Source organism: Novosphingobium sp. B 225 (assembly GCF_002198665.1).
In the GTDB taxonomy this organism is placed as follows: domain Bacteria; phylum Pseudomonadota; class Alphaproteobacteria; order Sphingomonadales; family Sphingomonadaceae; genus Novosphingobium.
In genome coordinates, this window is record NZ_MWLM01000048.1 from 1 (window position 1) to 18,498 (window position 18,498).

Sequence of the window (18,498 nt, forward strand, 5' to 3'; positions counted from 1 at the left end):
TGGCAATAAATGGGCGACGCATCGGGCGGTATCTCCTGCAAGTTCCTGCAAGCAGATATAGATGCGCCGTCCTAATCCGGGGCAAAGGTGGCCTTGGGAAAGTTACGCAAAGCGGTGTTATTCAGGCAGTACGGCCCCGATCACGCAATGTGGAACTTTTGAGGCTCGGCATTTCCTCAAGCTGGCCTTCCTGCATGATCATCGCGCGGAACTCGTCGCGCTTTTCGTGGATGGAGGCGATGACGAAGCCCATCGGTACACCCAGGTCCACGAGCAGTGCTTCGGTCAGTTGCAGGCTGCTTTCCAGTGTCTGCGGCACGGCGGTGCTGGCCCCGGCGCGGTAGAGCGCGGCGGCATGATTGGCATCGCGCGCACGGGCCAGTACCGGCAGGTCGGGGCGGATCGCGCGCAGCTTGCGGGTCAGGCGCTTGGCCAGCACCGGTTCGTCCATGGTCAGCACCACGGCCTTCGCGGCATCGAGCCCCAGCTTGTCGAGCATGGCATCGCGGGTGGCATCGCCGAACATGACCGGAAAACCCTCGGCCCGGCCGCGCGTGACCTGGTCCGAATCGAGGTCGATCGCGACGAAGGGCTGGTCGTGGCGCTGCAGCATATCCGCGATCAGCCGCCCGACGCGGTCAAACCCGACGATGATCGTGTGCCCCTCTTGCGCCGCTTCGCGCACCGGGGGCAGCCCGGCGCGGTCAACCCGGTGCGCCAGCCAGCGCCCAAACACGGCGAGCAGCGGGGTCACGGTCAGCCCCAGCGCGGTAACGATCTGCCAGAACTGTGCGGCATCGGGCCGGATCAGGTTAACCGCCACGGCGCTGCTCAGCACGATCAGGGTGGTTTCGCTGGGACTGGCGAGCAGGATCCCGGCTTCGGTCGCGGTGGCAGTGCGCGTGCCGTGGAGGCGCAGCACCAGGGCCGTAACCAGCGCCTTGGCGGAAATCACCAGTGCGGCGGCCAGCAGCACTTCGCCCAATCGGTCCCAGACCAGGGCCAGATCCAGGCTCATCCCCACGGTCAGCAGGAATACGCCGAGCGCGAGGCCCTTGAACGGCTCGATCATTGCCTCAACTTCGCCGTGATATTCGGTCTCGGCGATCAGCAATCCGGCCACCAGCGCTCCGACGATGGGCGAAAGGCCCACCGCGCCGGTTACCAGAGAGGCCAGGATCACCACCAGCAGGCTGGCGGCCATGAACAGTTCCGGGCTCTTGGTCCGCGCTGCCTGGGCGAACAGCGCGGGCAGCAGGAAACGGCCAAAGCCGAGCAGGGCGACGATCACCAATGCGCCAAGCCCGAGCGTTGACAGGAATTCGCTCAGCCCCTGGCTCTCGTCCCCCCGGCCCATTGCGCCAAGCAGGAAGATGATCGGCACCAGCGCGATATCCTCAAACAGCAAAGTCCCCAGTGCCGCGCGGCCAACCGGCGTGCCGGTATCCGCAATCTTGAGCACCAGCGCGGTGGAGGACAGCGCCAAAGCCAGTCCCAGCGCCAGCGCAGTCGGCAACGAATTGCCCAGCGCCATCAGCACAATGGCGATCAGCAGCCCGCTGCCGAACAGCTCAATCGGCCCGATCCGGAAAATCGCCCGGCGCATCTGCCACAGCCGCTGGAACGACAGCTCCAGCCCGATTGAGAACAGCAACAGGACGATCCCGAAATCAGCAAACGGGGCCAGTCGCCCAGGATCGCTGATCGTGACATAGCGCAGCCAGGGATGATCGGCAGCGACCCCGCCCAGTGCAAACGGGCCGACCAGCACCCCGACCAGAATAAACCCGATCACCGGCGTAATCCGCAGCCGCGCAAACAACGGAATAACAATCCCCGCCGCGCCTAGAATCACCAGGGCGTCGCCCAGCGCGGAAGCAGGATTGAATGCGGTTGGCGTGGCCATGCAACCAGACTTAGGGGAGGGAGGCCCCGCTTGTCACCCTGTCTGTTGTTTGTGACGAAAGCACACTTGCTATGGCAGGGGTGCGGTTACATCATTCCCCGGAATGAGCAGGTTTGAAAGCAGGGGAGATCTATCATGACAGCGAGATATCTGGTCGCCAGCATTCTGGTTATGTCCGCAAGCGCAGGCATGGCTGCTCCTGCAGATCCGGCGGCAGTGCCGGTTGTAGCGCCGCAAGTTGTGCTTGAGCCGGTCGAGGCCCAAAAGGTGTCGGTATTTGATATTGCTACCGGGGAAATGAAAGAGGTCTATTGGGCGTCCCTTCCCGAAGCGCAGAAGAAGTCGCTGCTGAATTCGGCGGAGGCATTTGTTCAGCTGGCTCAGGTTGATACAACCGGCAAGATCTCGCTTTTGCCGCTTTCGGCAAGTTCGAGCAAAGGACGCTACCAGCTGATGTTTCGGTGGCAACAGTATCGCACCGAGGCGTGCAAGGCTGCACAGTCTGCCGCGGGAAGGATGCGGATCGGTGTGGGGCTGGAAATCATTGCTGACATCACCAACAAGAAGAACGGTGTGAACCTGGTCAACCTGGGCCCCCTGTCCATCTCCGCTGACAAGGGCGATGTGCAAGGTTCAATCACGATCAGGCAGATTGGTCTGGGAAGTTCATCCCCGACACTTGGTACTTACCTGACCAGATTTGACCTGACGCGTGACGGTGTAATCAAGGCCCTTGAAGCCGTGGCTGTGACCAAGGCCGTGCTGGAAAATGACAAGACCGTTCTGACGCCGCATTATCTGTCGATCACGGAAAGTTCGCCAGGTTCCTGCACCAGCAACCTGCCTGTGAACGTCAAGGTCAAGTTCTAGGGCTGAACCAAATGGAAAGGGCGGCCCCTCTGCCGGGACCGCCCTTTCCTTATCCAGCTGAAGCGGATCAGCCAGCCTTGGCCATTTCCGCTTCGAGGTTCTGCACGATCGCCTCGAAGAAACCTTCGGTGGTCAGCCATGGTTGTTCCGGGCCGATCAGGATCGCAAGGTCCTTGGTCATCTTGCCGCTTTCGACGGTATCGATGCAGACCTTTTCGAGCGTTTCGGCGAACTTCACCACTTCGGGCGTGCCGTCGAACTTGCCGCGATAGATCAGCCCGCGGGTCCAGGCGAAGATGCTGGCGATCGGGTTGGTGCTGGTCGCCTTGCCCTGCTGGTGCTGGCGGTAGTGGCGGGTAACGGTGCCGTGGGCGGCTTCGGCCTCAACAGTCTTGCCGTCCGGGGTCATCAGCACCGAGGTCATCAGGCCAAGCGAGCCGAAGCCCTGTGCAACCTGATCCGACTGGACGTCGCCGTCATAATTCTTGCAAGCCCAGACGAATTTGCCCGACCACTTGAGCGCCGAGGCGACCATGTCATCGATCAGGCGGTGTTCGTAAACGATCCCGGCGGCCTTGAACTTTTCGGCAAAGCCTTCGCTGTCGAACACTTCCTGGAACAGGTCCTTGAAGCGGCCGTCATAGGCCTTGAGGATGGTGTTCTTGGTCGAAAGGTACACCGGCCAACCCAGGCCGAGGCCATAGTTGAACGAAGCGCGGGCAAAATCGCGGATCGAATCGTCAAGGTTGTACATGGCCAGCGCCACGCCGCCCGAAGGGTACTGGAACACTTCTTCGTCGATCACGGTGCCGTCGTCGCCTTCGAACACCAGACGCAGCTTGCCGGGGCCGGGGACCACGAAATCGGTCGCCTTGTACTGATCGCCAAAGGCATGGCGGCCGACCACGATCGGATCGGTCCAGCCCGGGATCAGGCGGGGCACGTTCTGCATCACGATCGGTTCGCGGAACACCACGCCGCCCAGGATGTTGCGGATCGTGCCGTTGGGGCTCTTCCACATCTTCTTCAGCTTGAATTCCTCAACCCGGGCTTCGTCAGGCGTGATCGTCGCGCATTTCACGCCGACGCCGTACTGCTTGATCGCGTTGGCCGAATCGACAGTGATCTGATCGTTGGTTTCGTCACGCTTTTCGACGCTGAGGTCATAATACTTCAGGTCAATGTCGAGGTAAGGCAGGATCAGCCGTTCGCGGATCCACTGCCAGATGATGCGGGTCATTTCATCGCCGTCGATTTCGACAACGGGGTTTTTCACCTTGATCTTGGCCATCGCGGGGAGTCTCTCTTCCTGGGGATCAAAATTTCGCGCTGTCCCCTTAGCAGAGGCGCGGCGTTGCGCAAGTTCGGGCTGGACAGGGGGCGGGCGGGCGTCCTAGTCATTTAACCAACCGATTAAATCTTACCCGAGAGAGGAGCCATTTCCATGAGTGAAGCCCCCGAAATCCTGACCGAAGTCGAAGACGGCGTTCTGATCATCACGATGAACCGGCCCGAAGCGAAGAACGCGATGAACAAGGCCCAGGCCGAAGGCATCGCTGCCGCGCTCGACCGGCTGGATGCGGACAATGACCTGCGCTGTGCGATCCTGACCGGGGCAGGGGGCACGTTCTGTTCGGGCATGGACCTCAAGGGCTTCCTGCGCGGCGAACGCCCCTCCATCGAAGGGCGCGGGTTTGGCGGGATGACCGAATGGACTCCGTCGAAGCCCGTGATCGGTGCGATCGATGGCTATGCGCTCGCGGGCGGGATGGAACTGGCGATGAGCTGTGATTTGATCGTCGCCAGCGCGGGCGCGAAGTTCGGCATTCCCGAAGCCAAGCGCAGCCTGGCCGCCGCAGCCGGCGGCCTTATCAAGCTGCCCCGCCAGATCCCGCCGCGGATCGCGATGGAACTGGCGCTGACCGGCGATTTCATCGATGCCAAGCGCGCCTATGAATTGGGCTTCGTCAACCGCGTGGTCGAAGGCCCGGCGCTGGAAGGTGCCAAAGCGCTGGCGCGTGCAGTGGCGGAAAACGGCCCGCTGGCTCTGATCGCCTCGAAGAAGGTGATCCGCGAATCGCACACCTGGTCGGACGCTGAAATGTGGGCCAAGCAGGGTGAGATCGTGATGCCGGTTTTCGCCAGCCAGGACGCCCGCGAAGGCGCGGCTGCATTTGCTGAAAAGCGCAAGCCGAACTGGCAGGGGAAGTAAGGGATCAGATCCTTCCCATTTTCACGAAGTGCAAATGGGGAGGTGGCAGACGCCGAAGGCGGCTGACGGAGGGGTGCTGACGCGAGGGCGGAAACCCCTCCGTCTCGTCCTTCGGACGATCCACCTTCCCATTTGTGGCCTTCGCCAAAAATGGGGAGGAACACCCCGCAACGAAAAAGGCCCCGGGAAACCGGGGCCTTTTTGGTGAATGGTGGGCGTAGCAAGGATTGAACTTGCGACCCCTACGATGTCAACATAGTGCTCTACCACTGAGCTATACGCCCGCACCATTCAGGTTCCACCCGGGGCCGTCGCCCCGGGCAGGGGAGCGCCATTAGCCGGGCTCCCCCGGCTTGGCAAGACCTCAGATCGAAGCTTGTTGCTGCTGGCCGAAAATCCGTTCCACTTCCAGCACCAGATCGCGCAGATGGAAGGGCTTGGACAGCACTTTGGCCTGCGGCGCATCGCGGCTGGCCTTGAGGGTGACGGCCGCAAAACCGGTGATGAACATCACTTTGGTCTTGGGGCTGACTTCCGCGCAATGCTGGGCCAATTCGATCCCGTCCATTTCGGGCATGACAATGTCCGAAAGCAGCAAGTCGAAATGCTGTTCCTGCAACAAGGGCAGAGCGTGAGTCCCGCGATCGACCGCGACCACATCATAGCCCGCGTTCTGCAACGCACGCGCCAGATAGGTGCGCATTGCTTCTTCATCTTCGGCGAGCAGGATACGGATCATCGCGGGCCTTTCATGGCGATTCGACGTGGGCGCACCACCTAGTCGCGCGCCGGAGAAAGCTTGTACAACGAATGCGGTTAACAATCTCGTGCCGAATTGGTCCCGGCCCGCTTTGACACAGGCCGCTATCCGGGCCAGCCTTGGATCATGGAGCAAGCGCCGCCACGCCCCGCTGATTCGCCGCGCCGCACCGGTGGGGCGATTCCGGGATCTCCCGGCATCCCGGCCTTCTCGCTGACCCTGGTCGAACCTTCCGAAGTCCCCGTGCTGATCGCAGTACCGCATGCCGGGCGCGCCTATCCGGGCAGCTTGTTGGAACGGATGCGCCACCCCGGATCCGCCGCGCTCAAGCTGGAGGACCGGTTTGTCGATCTGCTGGGCGAACGCATGGCCCGTGCGACCGGAGCAGCGCTGCTGGTGGCCCATGCGCCGCGTGCAATGATCGATCTGAACCGCGCGATCGAGGATGTCGATTGGGACATGTTCGCGCGGGGCAAGCCTGACAGCGTGGGCAGCTATACCCCTGGTCTGCGGGCGCGCAGCGGCCTTGGCCTGATCCCGCGCCGTCTGCCGGGGCTAGGAGAGCTGTGGAAGCGGCGCCATGACGAAGAGGAATTGGCGGCGCGGATTGCCGGCATCCACGAACCTTACCACGCCTGCCTGCACGAAACGCTGGAACACTTGCGCGATCGCTGGGGGGCGGCGCTGTTGCTCGATCTGCATTCGATGCCGCCGTTGGGCCTGCGCGGCGGCCTGCCTGCGCCTGAATTCGTGCTGGGGGACCGGTTTGGACAGACCTGCACCGGCAGCCTGATCGGCAGCTGCTTTAGCTATTTCAGCGAAATGCGGCGCGGAGCGGCGCACAACCGGCCCTATGCCGGTGGCTATGTGCTGGAACGCCACGCCCGTCCGCGTGAAGGGATCCATGCGGTGCAGCTGGAGATCGACCGGTCGAGCTATCTGGATCACCGTCTGGCCGAACCCGGAGCCGGGTTGGCGTCGATGGCCGCGCTGCTGACCGGGCTGGTCCGGCGGCTCGCCGGGGAAGTGGCTGAACTCGGGCGACTGGCTCAGGGCCGCGATTGGGCCCAGGCGGCCGAGTGAACCGCCCATAAAAAACCACCTCGTGCAAGCAGCACGAGGTGGCCAAGGTTCAGGGAGGAGGTGCACAAAGTGCACCAGGTTTCACCAGCGCCATGAGGGAAGCCCCGGCAAAACCAAGAGAAAGATATACCCGCTGCCCCGATGTGGCAAGCCCCGACCTGGGGCCGGGGCTGCGCATACGAATTCAGCTGCCGAAACGGCGGCAAAGGGTCAGTTTACGGTCGCTCCCACCGCCGCAGCGGCGGCGTTGGCTTCTTCAACCGTGATCGGGCCCTTGCCCTGCTGGACCTGCCGGGCAAACACCTCGGTCATGTGGTCAAGCGAGAACAGGTGGGCAAAGATCAGCGCCAGCATGCCGTTCTGGTTCAAGCTGCGCAGGGTATCACCGCGCAGATCACGCAGCTTTTCCTGATCGACCATCTTGAAGCCGCGATAGATGAACGGCTGTTCGAAACCGGCCTGCTGGATCGTGACTTCGCCGTCCATCAGCAGGTTGTGCTTCACCAATTCGTCAACGAAGGCCTGAGTGCGGAACCCGGCTTCTTCGAAGTTGCGGCAGAAATCGAGCGTTGCCTTGCACTGGTCGCTCGGTTGGTCGCCGTCAAACAGGGCGGTGCCTTCGTCGAAATCGCCCAGCAGGTCGCTGGTCGGATCAAAGCACAGCGACAGGTCTTCGCTTTCGGGTGCCAGCTTGGCCAGCATGAAGGGATAGCGGCGCACATAGGCCGGAACGTAAGCCTGCTGCAGCAGGTTGCCTTCATCATCGACAAAGGTGTTCACGCCTTCGTTCAGGCCCATCAGCGCCAGCGGAACCGGCTGATCGCTGGCCGAAAAGACCACAGGATAGGTCCGGCCGGCATGGACGAATTCTTCGGCGGTGAGCGGCACAGCATGCTGGCCGACCAACCAGGTGGCGTGATCGGTGGTCCGGCTCTTCCAGGCGGCATGATCGCGGCTGTTAAGCGGCATCAGGTCCTTGTAGAACAGTGGCAGGTTGGCGGCTTGCGGCGCGCTGGCCATGAATCTCTCTCCAGAAAATTACGAAAACGACGCGAAAGGCGCGGCTTTAGGGCTTGGCGGCGCTTGGCGCAAGTGCCACCAGCTTGCCCGGATTGAGCAATTCCAGCGGATCGAGCGCCGCCTTGATCTGGCGCATCAGGCTGAGCGTGACCGGATCGCCCAATCGTTCCAGTTCCGCGCGCTTGAGCTGGCCGATCCCGTGCTCGGCGCTGATCGATCCGTCCCATTGCGCAACCAGATCGTGAACCCGGCGGCTGATCGCCTTGCCGGCGCCCGCCTCCCATTCGCCGCGCGTCGATCCGGGTGGCGCAATGACGTGAAAGTGGATGTTGCCATCCCCCAGATGGCCAAACCCGACAGCATGGGTGCCCGGATATTCCGCCTCGATCGCGGGCACGGCCATGTCGAGGAAATCGGGCATGCGCTCAACCGGGACCGAGATGTCGTGCTGCATCGCCGGGCCTTTGGCGCGCTCGGCCGCGGCCACGCTTTCGCGGATCAGCCACATGGCCTCGGCCTGGGCTTCGCTGGCGGCGATTGCGGCGTCTTGTACCAGGCCGCATTCGAACGCGGCTGCAATCATCGTCTCGGCGGATTCGCGCAGCGTAGCGGCGCTGGCGGCATCGGCCACGACCTCGATCAGTGCATGCCAGGTGTGCGGCGCTGACAGGGGGGTACGCGCGGCCGGGACATGGTCCAGCACCGCATCGAGGCAGCTTTGCGGCAAAACCTCGAACCCTTCCATCGCTTCTCCCATTGCGGCTTCGCAATGCAGCAGCAGTGCCCGCGCTGCGGTGATCGAGGACAGGCCTGCCCAGATCACCACACGCTCTGCCACCTGGGGTACCAGCCGCAGGGTTGCGGCAGTGATCACACCCAGCGTGCCCTCGCTGCCGATGAACAGTTGTTTCAGGTCAAACCCGCGATTGTCTTTCTTGAGCGGGGTGAGGGCGCTCCAGATCTCGCCGTCAGGCAAGACCGCTTCCAGCCCCAGCACCAGCGCGCGCATCGATCCGTGGCGCAAGACCTGCGTACCGCCGGCATTGGTTGAAACCAGTCCGCCGACAGTGGCCGATCCCTTGCCCCCCAGGGTCAGCGGAAACCGCAGGCCCTGTGCTTCTGCAGCCTCATGCAGGACCTGCAGGACCACGCCGGCTTCACAGGTTGCCTGCCGCGCCTGCACATCGACACTGCGGATCGCGTTCATCCGGCGCAGCGAGAGGATTACCGCCGCGCCGCTATCATCCGGTGTTGCCCCGCCAGACATCCCGCTGTTCCCGCCTTGCGGCACGATCGGGACCCGGTGCGCGCGGCACAGGCGCACCAATGCCGCAACTTCTGCCGTATTGGCAGGCGCCGCAAGGGCAAGTGCGGCGCCGGTGAAACGCCCGCGCCAGTCGGTCAGCCAGGGGCTTACCAGATCGGCATCACGTGTCAGGCCGCGCGGGCCCAGCAGAGCGGCAGCTTCGGTCAGAAATGCGTCGGGGGAGGAGTTCATCTTGGCCTTGCCTATGCCACAGACCGGGGGACTGTCGCCAGACCCTTGCGGTTTGCCCGCCTGGCGGGTTAAGCGGTGGTTCAACGATTGGGGTTATGACACGGGGCGATGCACCCAGCTTTTCACTTGCTTGCGCCATTAGCGTTGCTTGTTCCGGCCGTTGCCGCTGTGGCCGCCGTGGACGCGGCTGCGCCTGTGGGCAGCAGCGGGATCGGGGTGCCGGTGGTTGCCCCGATGCCGGTCTCGTCGGCTGAGCAGGTGCGCGTGGAACAGCGCGTGACGATCCGGATCAGCCCGCGGGCGGCGCCCATGCCGATGATGCCTTCGGCAATGTTTGCCGAACCTGATTTTGGCGGGGGCACCCGGATCATCGAACGCAAGATGGGCAAATGCCTGCCATTGGGGGCGATCGCGGGGGTTTCTCCTTCGTCAAAGAACAAGTTGCTGCTGCTGCTGCGCGATAACCGCGTGGTTAGCGCCACGCTGGACAAGGATTGCCTGGGCCGCGATTTCTATTCCGGCTTCCTGGTGGCCCGCAACGCCGACGGGATGGTCTGCACCGGCCGCGACGAATTGCTCGCCCGCAGCGGAACCAAATGCAAGGTCAACGGCTACAAGCAGCTGATCGAAGTGGAAGACTGAATCCGGTTTCCTTGACTTTCCGGCGCATTTCCGCGTAGGGGCGCGCATTCGTGCGAGGCAAGCCTTGCTCGGAGCCGGCCGCCTTGCGGTGCGCCGTGTCCCTCCTTTCCGGAAATTTGTAGCAAGCCTATGCCATTTGCCGATCTCGGCCTTTCACCTGAACTCGTCGCCGCGGTCCGCGACAAGGGTTATGACACGCCCACGCCGATCCAGGCCCAGGCGATCCCGCAGGTGCTGATGATGCGCGATCTGATCGCCATCGCCCAGACCGGGACCGGCAAAACCGCCAGCTTTGTGCTGCCGATGATCGACATTCTGGCCCATGGCCGCCGCCGGGCGATGATGCCGCGCAGCCTGATCCTTGAACCGACCCGCGAACTGGCCGCCCAGGTGGCCGAGAATTTCGAGGCTTACGGCGTCAACCATGATCTCAAGATGGCGCTGCTGATTGGCGGCGTGCAGATGGGCGATCAGGTCAAGGCGCTGAACGAAGGTGTGGACGTGCTGATCGCCACCCCCGGGCGGCTGATGGATCTGTTCGAACGCGGCAAGATCCTGCTGACCGGCTGCGATTTGCTGGTGATCGACGAGGCGGACCGGATGCTCGACATGGGGTTTATCCCCGATATCGAAACGATCTGTTCCAAGCTGCCGACTACCCGCCAGACCTTGCTGTTCAGCGCGACCATGCCGCCGCCGATCAAGAAGCTGGCCGACAAGTTCCTCAGCAATCCCAAATCGATCGAAGTGGCCCGGCCGGCCACCGCCAACATCAACATCGCCCAGCACAAAGTGAAGGTCGATGCGCGCAAGAAGCGCGACGTGCTGCGCCACCTGCTGCGCACCGACAACGTTTCAACCGCGATGATCTTTTGCAACCGCAAGACCACCGTGCGTGATCTGGCCAAGAACCTGAAGCAGAACGGTTTTGCAGCTGGTGAAATCCATGGCGACATGGACCAGCCCGCCCGCATTGCCGAGCTTGACCGCTTCAAGGACGGCACGATCAACATCCTGTGCTGCTCTGACGTGGCCGCGCGCGGGCTGGACGTGAAGGGGGTGAGCCACGTGTTCAACTTTGACACGCCATGGCACCCGGATGACTATGTCCACCGCATCGGCCGCACCGGCCGCGCCGGGGCAACGGGCCGGGCTTTCACATTCGTGACCGATGCCGATATGGAAGCGATCGAGAATGTCGAGAAGCTGACCGGCATGAAGATCCCGGTGTTCGACATTGCCGCCGACAAGGCCGATGTGCCCCCGGAGGTGAGCGAGGACCACGAAGAAGGTGCGGCCCCGCGTGAAGCCCGGCCGCGCCGTGAACGCGCACCGCGTGCGCCCCGCGAGGAACGCGCGCCGCGTGAAGCGCGCGCTCCACGTGAAGCGCGGGCTCCCCGCGAAGAACGGGCACCGCGTGAAGATCAGGCCCCGCGCGAAGAGCGCGCCCCCCGTGCCGCCGAACCGCGCCGCGAACGCCGCCGCGACGGCGACGATGGCCCCAGCGTTCCAGGTGAATGGAACGGGCCGGTTCCTGGATTCCTTGGCGTTTCAGCACTTTAAGGCCGTTTGTTCAAAATCTGGCCCGCTTCCCGCGCAACCGGGAAGGGGCTAAGGTTACAAAGGTCACAAAGGTCACAAAGGTCACAAAGGTCACGCGGAATCGCGGTTTTGCATTGTGTGACCTTCGTTGAAATTGGCCGCTTTTCATCTGTTGAACCGCACGGATCATTCCAGATCGCGGTGATGTAGGAAAGTTTTTTCGAGAGCCATGAACCGGCCGTTCCCGCCATCCCCAATGCGGGTGGGATCACGGGGACGCCGTTAACGAACCTCGCTCTGAGGTCGGCCACGGCCCGGCCTTCCTGACCATTCGCACCAAAGAAAACGGGCCCGCCCCAAAGGGGGCAGGCCCGTCATCCGGCCGCGGCCTGCGATCAGAAGCGGAAGCTGATCGAAGCGCGGTAGGCCTGGTTCTTGATATCGTCCCGGCCGATCGTGGTATCGGCGCTGAGCGAAAGGTTGACCTTGCCGGTGGCGATGGTCAGCCCGCCGCCCAGCTCGGCCCAGTTCTTGTCCTGTCCGCCCAGGCCAAAGGTGACCATCGGCCCCGGCATGGCCGAAGCGAAGGCACCGTCGAACATGATCGGGTTGGTTTCGAATTCATGCACCCAGTTGGCGGTCAGGAACGGACGGAACTTGCCCTTTCCGGCCAGATCCAGACCCAGGCGTGCCTGAATGCTCTTGAAGTCGGCCCGGTCGAACACCATCGCGGTCGGCCCGCCGGTTTCAAGGCTGCGCCCGAAATCGATCCGGCTGGCGCGCAGGCCAACATGCGGGGTAACCGCGAAGTTGCCCTTGCCCAGGTTGGCACCCAGGTTGACTTCCGAAGACAACGCCAGGGCATTGTCGCTCGACAGCAGGGTATAGGGCGTGCCCGGCAGGTTACCCATCCGGCTGGTCTTAGAATGGTACTGACCCGCCGACATCTGCGTGTCGAGGTAGATCTTGCCCCAATTGTACTTGGAGTAGAGCGTACCCTGAATCACGTTGCCGGTGACGCTGCCCGGTGCCCCGGCGGTCAGCCCGTCAAGGTCGGTATAGGTCAGCGCAAAACCGACATGGCCGTTATCGCCCACTTCGGTTTCGATCCCGCCCGAGATGTACCAGCCATCGAACTGGTCATTGCCGGAACGCGGCAGGGCGGTGGTCATCGGCGCGCTTTCACCGTCGATATAGCCACCCGCCAGGAACGCGCTCATCGTTTCGGGCAGCTTGCCCGATTCGCTGGCAACCTCAGCCTCACCGCTAGCTGCGCCGAAGCCGCCCAGGCTGTTCACGCCCGGCATCTGCAGGTTCCCGCGCAGGCGGTTCTGGATCATCGCCGTGGTATCGGCCGGGCGGCCGTAATAGGCGATGGTCCCGCCGGTGCCACCATCTTCCAGACCAGCCAGACGCTGGCGGATCAGGCGCGAGCTGTTGTCCAGCGCCATGGTGCCAAGCGATGAACGCAGCGTTTCGGTGCGCGGGGCCAGAGCATCAAGCGTGGCGCGGATGGTTCCGGCATCCTGCAGATCGAGCACCGCGAGGATATCACCCACCTTGCCGCTGGCGCGGCCCGTGTCGAGCAGGGCGGCATAGGCGCGCTGCACCGGCGAGGTGGTGTCGATCACGCTGGAGTAGGCTGCCGCATCAATCCGCAGCTGCACGGCATTGGCCGAATAGAGCACGGTCGGCTTGAGGATCGCGCTCAGCGCGTTGGCGGAGCTGAACGTGCCCGTCACTCCACCAGCCGAGGTGAGGATGGTGTAGAGATCGTTCGCACGGATCGCCGAACCGGTCGCCCCGCTGACCGCCAGCACGCCGCCGACATTGGCCGTGCCGGTGGATGCACCGTTGGCAACCACGGCGATCCGGTCAGAAACGCCGTTGTTGAGCAGGTTGACGAAGTAGTTGCTACCCGATGCCATCACCAGGTTGCCGCCGATCGTCAGCGTGCCTGTGGTGGTGGTGGTGCCGGGGGCAAACTGGCCCAGCACGCTGGTCAGGAACGGAGCGTTGATCCGGCCCGAGCCCAGCAGGGCGCCGCCCAGCAGGCTGTAATCGCCCAGCGAGGTCAGCGTGCCGTTGACGGTGACCGTCCCGGCCAGCTGGTTGGTGCCCATCAGCGTGGTCAGCGTAGCGCCGCTGGCCACGTTGAGCCCGGCGGCGGCGGTGCCGATGGTCAGGCGGTCAATCGTGATGTTCGCGCCCGACAGCGTGGTGGTGCCAGCTGCGGCCAGGGTCACGTCATAATACTGACCGGCAGTAGAGGTGGTACGCACCGGATCGACATTGTTCGGCACAAAGTTGCTGGCACCGGGCAGGCCATTGGCCAGCGTAGGTGCCGGGGCAGCGACGCCCTGGATGGTTGCCTGCGATTCGAGCACGACATCACTGAAGCCGGCATCCGAAATGCCCTGAGCGCCCGAGATCGAGGTAACGGTGGTGTTGCCGGCATTGTTCGATGCCGTCCCGATCGGTCCGCCCGTGATCGTTTCGACCCCGGTCTTGGTGTCATAGCAATCGCTGACCGAGGGCGTCTGGAAGCAGATCTGGCCGAAATCGCCCGAAGTGCCATTCTTCTGGTCACCAGTGGTGGTCGGCAGGCCATTGACCAGCGAACCGCCCGACAAAATGGTATAGGCCGGATCCAGCGTGGTCACCCAGCGGGTGGGGTCGGTCCAGGAACCGTCGCCGGCCTTGGCGCTGACATAGTGATACGGGTTGTTGGCCGCGACCCAGTCCCAATAGAGATAGAGCGGCTGGTAGAAGCTGACCGCACCATAGCTGTAGGGCGCCGCGCCACTGTAGAACCGTGAATAACCGCCCGACAGCACGCCTGCGACAACCTGCTTGGAGAAGTTCTGCAGGATCAGCGGGCCACCCGAATCGCCCGGTGCCGTGATCCCTTCGGTCGGCGTGGTGCCGCTGAAGCGGGCATTGTCACGGAAAGCGTTGAAATCGAACGGGCTCGCGCCGGAAACGCCGCGGCGCGGATCGTCAAAGTCCATGAAATAGAGGTTCTGCGACAGGCCCGAAGGGGTCTCGCCGAACAGGAAGGCTTCGAACGTATCGAGATCGGTCAAAGCGCCGATCATGTTTTCAGCCGAACGGCGACGGAAATCCGAACCACCGGTCTGACCGGTCTGGCCGGTGCCGATCCCGCCATAACCAGTGATCTTGACGTTATAGCCGGTACCGCCCGCAGTGATCGTGCCCGGATCGGGCAGCGGCGAGAACAGCAACGCCCAGCTCGGCACATTGGCGGCCGGTGTATCGAGCGTGGCCATGGCGACGTCGCCATACAGGAAGCTGCGAGCCTCAGGTTCCAGCGAATAGGGATTATAGACCACGAAGTTGGAGTTATAGAACGCCTGAGCCACGTTGGTCTGGAACTTGCCAGCGCCGCCCGGGCCGCCAACCAGCCAGCGGACCAGTTCGTCAGTCTGGCCTGCGGCATTGGCGCGGGTGCTTGCTTCAAAGCCAAAGCCGATGGCCGTTCCGCCCGATCCGGCGCCATAGGCCGTGTTGGGGCGCGTGTTGACGCAGTGCGCGGCGAAGATCACTGTGCGCGGGTTGATCAGCGTGGCGGTGCACAGACCAACGAAGCCGCCGCCCGAATCAACGATCATCTGGCCAACGCCATTGACCCCCAATGGGTCGCGGGCGGTAATGGTGGTGCCAGGGTTGGAAATCAGGATCGAGGGATCCGGCGCACTGACCTGGACAAGGTTGGGAGCCTGAGCTTCCGGAGCGACGGCTTCAAGCGTGGTCGACAGTTGCGGTTCGGGCAGGGTAATCGCCGTCAGGCCCGCGCCCTGCGCTTCGGGAGCGACCGCGGTGAGCGGCGCATCGGCTGCAAAAGCCGGCTGGGACAGGGCTGACAGGGCAATGGCGCTGGTGGCAAGCAGACGAACCCGATTGGTAACCGGCGCGCGGAACAGGTTTTTCATGGTTTGGAAGACTCCCTTGTTGGGATGAACTTGCCTTAACTGGCGAACAAGACAAGTCAGTTTGTTCACTGATTATTAATCAGTCTCAAACCGTATCAAGTTGACAACAGTCTTGCGCAAAAGCCTGATAAGTCCGCAATAAAATTAGGTCCGCCGGGCGGTGCAGCCGCGCATTGCGGACCGGATTGACAGAATCGGGACATCTCCCGGTCAGAAACCGGCGATCAACCTGCCTCTGCCAGTTTGACGAAGCTGTCGATCACCCGCTTGGCACCAGCGCTTTCGAAGTCAATTTCCAGCTTGTTGCCTTCCTGCGCGGTGACCGTGCCATAGCCGAACTTGTCGTGGAACACCCGCGCGCCAAGTGCGATGTCCCCGCGCGGCTTGGCGGCGAAGCTGGCGGCAGAGCGGGTCGCTTCAGGCAGGCGGCGCGGGGCGGGGTCATAGCTTTGCGCGGCGGCGCGCTGCCAGCCGGGGCCGCGACTGGCCGCGCGGTCGGCGTGATCGCGGGCGACATGAGCAAAGGGATCATCGCGCTCGCTCCACTGCGCGCGCCACAGTGAAGCTCCGCCCGAAAGCGTACTTTCCTGCTCGATATGCGCCTCGGGCAGGTCGGCGATGAAGCGGCTGGGGATCGAGCTGGTCCACTGGCCATAGATCCGCCGGTTGGAAGCATGCAGGATCGTGCAGCGCCGCCGGGCGCGGGTGATCGCCACGTAAGCGAGGCGGCGTTCCTCTTCCAGACTGGCCAGCCCGCCTTCATCCAGCGCGCGCTGGCTGGGAAACACGCCTTCTTCCCAGCCGACCAGAAACAGGTTGTCGAATTCCAGCCCTTTGGCGGCATGGATGGTCATGATCGTGACCTTGTCGACATCGTCGGCCTTGTCATTGTCCATCACCAGACTGACGTGCTCAAGGAAATCGCCGAGCGTTTCGTATTCTTCCATCGCGCGGGCCAGTTCGGACAGGTTTTCCAACCGTCCGGCGCTTTCGGCGGTCTTCTCGGCCTGCAGCGCGGCGGTGTAGCCGCTTTCATCCAGCAGCACGCGGACCAGTTCTGCGGGCGAGCTGGTCTTGGCCAGATCGCGCCAATGCGCCACGCTGCGCATGAAATTCAGCAGAGTGCCGCGCGCGCGGGCGGGCAGTTCATCACTGTCAGCAATTTCCACCGCCGCCAGGCTCAGCGGCACGCCGCGCGCGCGGGCGTGGCGGTGCAGCTTTTCCAGCGTCTTGTCACCCAGACCGCGCTTGGGAGTATTGTAGATCCGCTCAAACGCCAGATCGTCGCTCGGCTGCGCGATCAGGCGCAGATAGGCGAGGGCATCGCGGATTTCGGCGCGTTCATAGAACCGGAAGCCGCCGATGATCTTGTACGACAGGCCGATCGCGATGAAGCGGTCTTCGAATTCACGGGTCTGGTACTGGGCGCGGACCAGGATCGCGACCTGGCTGAGCAGCGCGCCTTCGCGTTCCAGCCGCTCAATCTCTTCGCCCACCCGGCGCGCTTCTTCGGGCGCGTCCCACACGCCGATCACGCGGACCTTGTCGCCGCCGTTGCGTTCGGTCCACAGCGTCTTGCCCAGCCGCTGGCTGTTGGCGTCGATCAGGCCGCTCGCGGCGGCGAGGATATCCGGGGTGGAGCGATAGTTCTGTTCCAGCCGGATCACTTTGGCACCGGGAAAATCCTGTTCGAACCGCAGGATATTGGCCACTTCTGCGCCGCGCCATGAATAGATCGACTGATCGTCATCCCCCACCACACAGATGTTCTTGTGACCCTGGGCGAGCAGCCGCAGCCACAGGTACTGGACCTGGTTGGTGTCCTGATATTCGTCAACCATCACATATTTGAAGCGCCGCTGGTACTGTTCCAGCACATCGCGATGCCCGCGCAGGATGTTGAGCATGTGCAGCAGCAGATCACCGAAATCGCAGGCGTTGAGCGCTTTCAGCCGGTCCTGATAAAGCCGGTAGAACTTCTGCCCCTGGCCATTGGCATAGCTTTCGTTCTCGCCCGCATCCAGCTCTGCCGGGCCAAGGCCCTTGTTCTTCCAGCGATCAATGCACCCGGCCAGCTGGCGCGCGGGCCAGCGCTTGTCATCCAGCCCTTCGGCCTGGATCAGCTGCTTGAGCAAGCGCAGCTGATCGTCGGTATCGATGATCGTGTAGTTCGATTGCAGCCCGACCAGTTCGGCATGGCGTCGCAGCAGCTTGGCCGCGATCGAATGGAACGTGCCGAGCCACGGCATTCCTTCAACCGCCGGACCAACCAGATGGCCGACGCGTTCCTTCATTTCCCGCGCGGCGCGGTTGGTGAAGGTGACGCAAAGGATCTCGCTTGGCCAGGCGCGGCGGGTGCGGATCAGGTGCGCGAGCCGGGCGGTGAGCGCGGCGGTCTTGCCCGTGCCCGCCCCGGCCAGCATCAGCACAGGCCCTTCGGTCGCCAACACGGCTTCGCGTTGCGGCGGGTTCAAACCGTCGAGCAAGGGGTCGGGCGCGGCGCCGGACAGGGATTCGGGAGAAGCGGACACGCGCGAACAACTAGGGAACATGTTGGTCCGGCGCAAGGGCCGCAGGATTGACAGCGCACAGTCAAACGGCAAGTCAGCATATCCATGCATCCGATCCGCCAAAACGCCCGCATCCTGACCGCCGCGCTTGTTGGCACGGCAGTCGAATTCTATGATTTCTACGTCTATGCGACGGCGGCGGCGCTGGTGTTCGGGCCGCTGTTTTTCCCGGCGGAAAGTGCTGCCGCGCAGTCTATGCTCTCGTTCATGAGCTTTGGTCTGGCCTTTCTGGCCCGGCCATTGGGGGCGATTGCCTTTGGCCATTACGGAGACCGGATCGGCCGCAAGAGCACGCTGGTCGCGTCCTTGCTGCTGATGGGGCTATCGACGCTGCTGATCGCATTCCTGCCCACTTATGCCATGGTCGGCTGGGTAGCCCCGTTGCTGCTGTGCGTCTTGCGGTTCGGGCAGGGGTTCGGACTGGGCGGCGAATGGGGCGGGG

At 63.2% G+C, this 18,498-nt stretch carries 13 protein-coding genes and 1 tRNA gene; 6 read left to right on the forward strand and 8 right to left on the reverse strand.

All coding sequences use genetic code 11. From position 1 onward, the window contains the following. Positions 1–121: 121 nt before the first annotated feature. On the reverse strand, positions 122–1,906 hold the full coding sequence (locus tag MNBBLIKP_RS08125) for a cation:proton antiporter domain-containing protein (RefSeq protein ID WP_088309299.1): 1,785 nt from the start codon (positions 1,904–1,906) through the stop codon (positions 122–124). Between the two features lie 189 nt (positions 1,907–2,095). On the opposite strand from MNBBLIKP_RS08125, the gene MNBBLIKP_RS08130 reads away from it, so the two are divergent. Continuing rightward, positions 2,096–2,776: a hypothetical protein gene (locus tag MNBBLIKP_RS08130; protein ID WP_088309301.1), complete on the forward strand. Its 681-nt coding sequence runs from the start codon at positions 2,096–2,098 to the stop codon at positions 2,774–2,776. Positions 2,777–2,843: 67 nt separating this feature from the next. On the opposite strand, the gene MNBBLIKP_RS08135 is transcribed toward MNBBLIKP_RS08130, so the two are convergent. Then, positions 2,844–4,067 carry an NADP-dependent isocitrate dehydrogenase gene (locus tag MNBBLIKP_RS08135; protein WP_088309303.1) on the reverse strand — a complete coding sequence of 408 codons (1,224 nt, stop codon included), beginning with the start codon at positions 4,065–4,067 and terminating at the stop codon, positions 2,844–2,846. A 153-nt stretch (positions 4,068–4,220) separates the two neighbouring features. Between MNBBLIKP_RS08135 and MNBBLIKP_RS08140 the strand changes: the two genes are divergently transcribed. Further along, complete coding sequence (locus tag MNBBLIKP_RS08140) at positions 4,221–4,988, forward strand: crotonase/enoyl-CoA hydratase family protein (RefSeq protein WP_088309305.1); 768 nt, start codon at positions 4,221–4,223, stop codon at positions 4,986–4,988. A 209-nt stretch (positions 4,989–5,197) separates the two neighbouring features. Here MNBBLIKP_RS08140 and MNBBLIKP_RS08145 read toward each other — a convergent pair. Together MNBBLIKP_RS08145 and cpdR are read right to left on the reverse strand one after the other, a co-directional pair. Then, a tRNA-Val gene (locus tag MNBBLIKP_RS08145) sits at positions 5,198–5,272 on the reverse strand. A gap of 80 nt (positions 5,273–5,352) precedes the next feature. Continuing rightward, positions 5,353–5,727, reverse strand: a complete 375-nt coding sequence (cpdR, locus tag MNBBLIKP_RS08150; RefSeq protein ID WP_088309307.1) for a cell cycle two-component system response regulator CpdR — start codon at positions 5,725–5,727, stop codon at positions 5,353–5,355. Between the two features lie 147 nt (positions 5,728–5,874). Here cpdR and MNBBLIKP_RS08155 point away from each other — a divergent pair, with 147 nt between their 5' ends. Next, positions 5,875–6,831: an N-formylglutamate amidohydrolase gene (locus MNBBLIKP_RS08155; protein WP_088309316.1), complete on the forward strand. Its 957-nt coding sequence runs from the start codon at positions 5,875–5,877 to the stop codon at positions 6,829–6,831. Between the two features lie 210 nt (positions 6,832–7,041). Here the strand turns inward: MNBBLIKP_RS08155 and MNBBLIKP_RS08160 are convergent, their stop codons facing one another. Both MNBBLIKP_RS08160 and MNBBLIKP_RS08165 read right to left on the reverse strand, forming a co-directional pair. Continuing rightward, positions 7,042–7,851, reverse strand: a complete 810-nt coding sequence (locus tag MNBBLIKP_RS08160; protein ID WP_088309309.1) for a SapC family protein — start codon at positions 7,849–7,851, stop codon at positions 7,042–7,044. Positions 7,852–7,897: 46 nt separating this feature from the next. Continuing rightward, entirely contained in the window at positions 7,898–9,349 is a 1,452-nt protein-coding gene (locus tag MNBBLIKP_RS08165; RefSeq protein ID WP_088309311.1) for an FAD-binding oxidoreductase, read from the reverse strand. 144 nt (positions 9,350–9,493) lie between these two features. Between MNBBLIKP_RS08165 and MNBBLIKP_RS08170 the strand changes: the two genes are divergently transcribed. Both MNBBLIKP_RS08170 and MNBBLIKP_RS08175 read left to right on the forward strand, forming a co-directional pair. Further along, on the forward strand, positions 9,494–9,991 hold the full coding sequence (locus MNBBLIKP_RS08170; RefSeq protein ID WP_088309313.1) for a hypothetical protein: 498 nt from the start codon (positions 9,494–9,496) through the stop codon (positions 9,989–9,991). 129 nt (positions 9,992–10,120) lie between these two features. After that, complete coding sequence (locus MNBBLIKP_RS08175; protein WP_088309315.1) at positions 10,121–11,554, forward strand: DEAD/DEAH box helicase; 1,434 nt, start codon at positions 10,121–10,123, stop codon at positions 11,552–11,554. A gap of 374 nt (positions 11,555–11,928) precedes the next feature. Here MNBBLIKP_RS08175 and MNBBLIKP_RS08180 read toward each other — a convergent pair whose 3' ends face one another. Together MNBBLIKP_RS08180 and MNBBLIKP_RS08185 are read right to left on the reverse strand one after the other, a co-directional pair. After that, on the reverse strand, positions 11,929–15,486 hold the full coding sequence (locus MNBBLIKP_RS08180; RefSeq protein ID WP_254912965.1) for an autotransporter domain-containing protein: 3,558 nt from the start codon (positions 15,484–15,486) through the stop codon (positions 11,929–11,931). 224 nt (positions 15,487–15,710) lie between these two features. Continuing rightward, complete coding sequence (locus MNBBLIKP_RS08185; RefSeq protein ID WP_088309320.1) at positions 15,711–18,038, reverse strand: UvrD-helicase domain-containing protein; 2,328 nt, start codon at positions 18,036–18,038, stop codon at positions 15,711–15,713. Between the two features lie 63 nt (positions 18,039–18,101). Between MNBBLIKP_RS08185 and MNBBLIKP_RS08190 the strand changes: the two genes are divergently transcribed. Next, the coding region (locus MNBBLIKP_RS08190; RefSeq protein WP_140420556.1) for an MFS transporter at positions 18,102–18,498 on the forward strand (397 nt) is incomplete at its 3' end.

Coding starts and splice junctions, on each gene's coding strand:
- MNBBLIKP_RS08125 (WP_088309299.1), bottom strand. CDS start 1,906: ATGGCCACGCCAACCGCATTCAATCCTGCTTCCGCGCTGGGCGACGCC.
- MNBBLIKP_RS08130 (WP_088309301.1), top strand. CDS start 2,096: ATGGCTGCTCCTGCAGATCCGGCGGCAGTGCCGGTTGTAGCGCCGCAA.
- MNBBLIKP_RS08135 (WP_088309303.1), bottom strand. CDS start 4,067: ATGGCCAAGATCAAGGTGAAAAACCCCGTTGTCGAAATCGACGGCGAT.
- MNBBLIKP_RS08140 (WP_088309305.1), top strand. CDS start 4,221: ATGAGTGAAGCCCCCGAAATCCTGACCGAAGTCGAAGACGGCGTTCTG.
- cpdR (WP_088309307.1), bottom strand. CDS start 5,727: ATGATCCGTATCCTGCTCGCCGAAGATGAAGAAGCAATGCGCACCTAT.
- MNBBLIKP_RS08155 (WP_088309316.1), top strand. CDS start 5,875: ATGGAGCAAGCGCCGCCACGCCCCGCTGATTCGCCGCGCCGCACCGGT.
- MNBBLIKP_RS08160 (WP_088309309.1), bottom strand. CDS start 7,851: ATGGCCAGCGCGCCGCAAGCCGCCAACCTGCCACTGTTCTACAAGGAC.
- MNBBLIKP_RS08165 (WP_088309311.1), bottom strand. CDS start 9,349: ATGAACTCCTCCCCCGACGCATTTCTGACCGAAGCTGCCGCTCTGCTG.
- MNBBLIKP_RS08175 (WP_088309315.1), top strand. CDS start 10,121: ATGCCATTTGCCGATCTCGGCCTTTCACCTGAACTCGTCGCCGCGGTC.
- MNBBLIKP_RS08180 (WP_254912965.1), bottom strand. CDS start 15,486: ATGAAAAACCTGTTCCGCGCGCCGGTTACCAATCGGGTTCGTCTGCTT.
- MNBBLIKP_RS08185 (WP_088309320.1), bottom strand. CDS start 18,038: ATGTTCCCTAGTTGTTCGCGCGTGTCCGCTTCTCCCGAATCCCTGTCC.